3 protein-coding genes are annotated in these 3,515 nt (G+C 43.7%); 2 read left to right on the top strand and 1 reads right to left on the bottom strand.

Annotated elements, in window-relative coordinates; genetic code table 11:
- Both ACP45E_RS02390 and ACP45E_RS02385 read left to right on the top strand, forming a co-directional pair.
- The coding region (locus tag ACP45E_RS02390; protein WP_069584661.1) for a YeaH/YhbH family protein at positions 1-1,116 on the top strand (1,116 nt) is incomplete at its 5' end.
- Between the two features lie 12 nt (positions 1,117-1,128).
- On the top strand, positions 1,129-2,685 hold the full coding sequence (locus ACP45E_RS02385) for a SpoVR family protein (RefSeq protein WP_017033836.1): 1,557 nt from the start codon (positions 1,129-1,131) through the stop codon (positions 2,683-2,685).
- A gap of 230 nt (positions 2,686-2,915) precedes the next feature.
- Here ACP45E_RS02385 and kdsB read toward each other — a convergent pair.
- Positions 2,916-3,515: 3-deoxy-manno-octulosonate cytidylyltransferase (gene kdsB, locus ACP45E_RS02380; protein WP_069584660.1), on the bottom strand; the 600-nt coding region annotated here is incomplete at its 5' end.

Here is a 3,515-nt window from a genome sequence, read left to right as displayed (position 1 = left end):
TCTATACCTCACCGCGATATAAAAGAGCCGACCTTTCATCAAGGACAAGGAGGCAAACGCGAGCGAGTCCATCCTGGTAATGACCAATTCATCAAAGGCGACAAAGTTGAAAGACCAAAAGGTGGCGGGCAAGGTAATGGAGCCGGAGAAGGCAAAGCCAGCCCTGATGGAGAAGGGGAAGACGAATTTGTCTTTCAAATATCCAAAGACGAATATTTAGATCTTCTTTTTGAAGATCTAGAGCTTCCCAACCTCGAAAAAAATCAGGTCAATAAAGTAACCGAATGGAAAACACATCGCGCAGGGTTTCAATCTGCAGGGATCCCATCCAACATCGCTATCGTCCGCTCACTTCAGCAGTCATTAGCGCGTAGAACAGCGATGACAGCGGGTAAAAAACGCCTAATCAGTGAACTGGAAGAGGAACTGGAGCGCATCCAAAATGCTGAACCTGCTCAGATGCTCGAAGAAAAGCGCATCCAAGAAGAGATTGAAGATTTAAGAAAGAAACTCAAAAGTGTTCCATTCATCGACACGTTCGATCTTCGTTATAAAAATTACGAAAAGCGCCCTATCCCATCAAGCCAAGCGGTCATGTTTTGTTTAATGGATGTATCTGGCTCGATGGATCAAGCCACGAAAGATATCGCCAAACGTTTTTATGTGCTGCTTTATCTATTTTTGAATCGTACTTATGAAAATGTCGATGTTGTCTTCATTCGTCATCACACCCAAGCAAAAGAAGTCGATGAACATGAATTTTTCTACTCTCAGGAAACGGGCGGAACCATTGTTTCTAGCGCGTTGAAACTCATGAATGAGATCGTTGCTGAGCGATACCCAGCATCCGAATGGAACATCTATGCGGCACAAGCGTCAGACGGCGACAACTGGGCCGATGATTCTCCTCGCTGTAAAGAACTACTCGTTAATCAACTTTTACCGACTTGTCAGTACTACTCCTACATCGAGATCACAAGGCGTTCTCATCAAACTCTATGGCATGAATACGAAAAACTCGCACAGCAATTTGACAATTTTGCGATGAAGAATATTAAAACCGTTGATGACATCTTCCCCATATTTCGGGAACTCTTTCAAAAAGAATCAACTTAAGGGAATGTGCCCATGGCGACTCAATCAAAAACAGAAACACCAAAAAAAAGTAAGTCAAAAGATAAGATGCTCCCTGACGGCCCAGACTGGACGTTCAATTTATTAGAGCAATACCATGTTGAGATAAAACGGGTCGCACAGCACTATAGACTTGACACATACCCAAATCAGATAGAAGTGATTACCTCCGAGCAAATGATGGATGCCTACTCAAGCATCGGTATGCCCATTAACTATAATCACTGGTCTTTTGGTAAGAAGTTCATCCAGACCGAACAGGGCTATAAACATGGTCAAATGGGGCTTGCCTATGAGATTGTAATTAATTCAAACCCTTGTATCGCTTATTTGATGGAAGAGAACACCGTTACTATGCAAGCGCTCGTCATGGCTCATGCGTGTTATGGTCACAACTCCTTTTTTAAGGGCAATTACCTTTTTCAAACCTGGACAGACGCCAGCTCCATCATTGACTATTTATTGTTTGCAAAAAACTACCTAGCAGAGTGTGAAGAAAAATATGGGGTTCCTCAGGTTGAAGAGCTCCTCGACTCTTGTCATGCGCTGATGAACTATGGTGTGGATCGTTACAAAAGACCCGAGAAAATCTCAATTGCAGAAGAGACGGCACGGCAGCAAGAAAGGGAGGCCTATCTGCAATCTCAAGTGAACGAGCTGTGGCGAACGGTGCCAAAAACAGCCATAAAAGATGAAGATATGAAGGTAAGGTTTCCCAGCGAACCTCAAGAAAATATCCTCTACTTTATTGAGAAACACGCTCCACTCCTGGAACCCTGGCAACGAGAAGTCGTTCGTATCGTCCGTAAAATCAGTCAGTATTTTTATCCTCAAAAACAGACACAAGTAATGAATGAAGGATGGGCCACTTTTTGGCACTACACGATATTGAACCACCTATACGACGAGGGGTTAGTCTCGGATAAATTTATCCTTGAATTCCTGCACAGTCATACCAGTGTCGTAGCTCAACCAGCATACAACAGCCCTCACTTTAGTGGCATTAACCCATATGCGCTTGGTTTTGCCATGTTTCAAGACATCAAACGTATCTGCGAAGATCCTACTGATGAAGATATAGAATGGTTCCCTGACCTAGCGGGAAGCGATTGGTTAGACGCCGTTCATTTTGCCATGCATAACTTCAAAGACGAGAGCTTTATTAGCCAGTATCTATCACCGAAGTTAATGCGCGATTTTAAACTGTTTGCAATTAATGATGACGATCGAAAGAATTACATCGAAATCAGCGCGATTCACGACGATTCTGGTTATCGCCAGATTAGAGAAAAGCTCGCCGCGCAATATAATTTGAGTAACCTAGAGCCAAATATCCAAGTGTTTAATGTCGATGTGCGTGGTGACCGATCTCTTACTCTCCAATACGTGCCACAAGATAGAGTGCCACTTGCTGACAACTATGAGGAGGTGCTGAAACATCTTTATCGAATATGGGGGTTTGACGTTATTTTAGAAGAAGTAAAAGAAACCGGTCGAAGAGAGATTTTGGCGGCGTGTCCACAGCGTCATGACTATGACGCTAAGATATGAATATGACACTAAGATATGACTACGACGTTAAGATATAGCTGGCTCGCATCACTCAAGAATACTCACGTTCAACACAATGAGAACGCAATAAAATTACAGTAATTTCAGGCACAATTCATCAATAGAATGAGTCATGAAGCATAAAAGCTGTAGAACAAAGTGATAAAGAACGAAAAGGAGCAATCTTTGCTCCTTTTTTTAACGGCTCACCTAGAAGAGTCTGCTCGATTCTAACCTAGAATCCCGCGGACTATCTCAAGATCTTCTGGCGTATCAACACCCGCAGCTGGTGCCTCTTTTGCGATGTCGACATGAATCTTTTCACCATGCCACAACACTCGTAACTGCTCTAGACATTCGATTCTTTCTAGAGCCGTAGGCTGCCAGTGAATATATGTGTTAATAAATCCTGCACGATAAGCATAAATACCAATATGACGCAGTAAGGGTTGTTCAACGGTTGGGTTAGCCTTAGAGAAAGCATCTCGGTCCCACGGAATCGATGCACGGCTAAAGTACAGTGCATAGCCCTCTTTATCCGTAACAACTTTGACCGCATTAGGATTAAAGACTTCACTTTCATCTGAAATTTCCACCGCCAACGTCGCCATCGGAGCAACACTGTTCGCGAGGTTGTTGGCTACCTGCTTAATAATTGAAGGAGGGATCAAAGGCTCGTCACCTTGAACATTCACCACAATATGGTCATCAGGGATGTTCATGACCTTAACGACTTCTGCCAAACGTTCGGTGCCAGACTCATGATCAGGCGATGTCATGCAGACCTGCCCACCAAAAGATAACACCGCCGCCTCTACACGACGGTCATC

Source organism: Vibrio genomosp. F10 str. 9ZD137, assembly GCF_049974785.1.
Lineage (GTDB): Bacteria > Pseudomonadota > Gammaproteobacteria > Enterobacterales > Vibrionaceae > Vibrio.
This window is presented reverse-complemented; position numbering and strand designations above follow the sequence as displayed.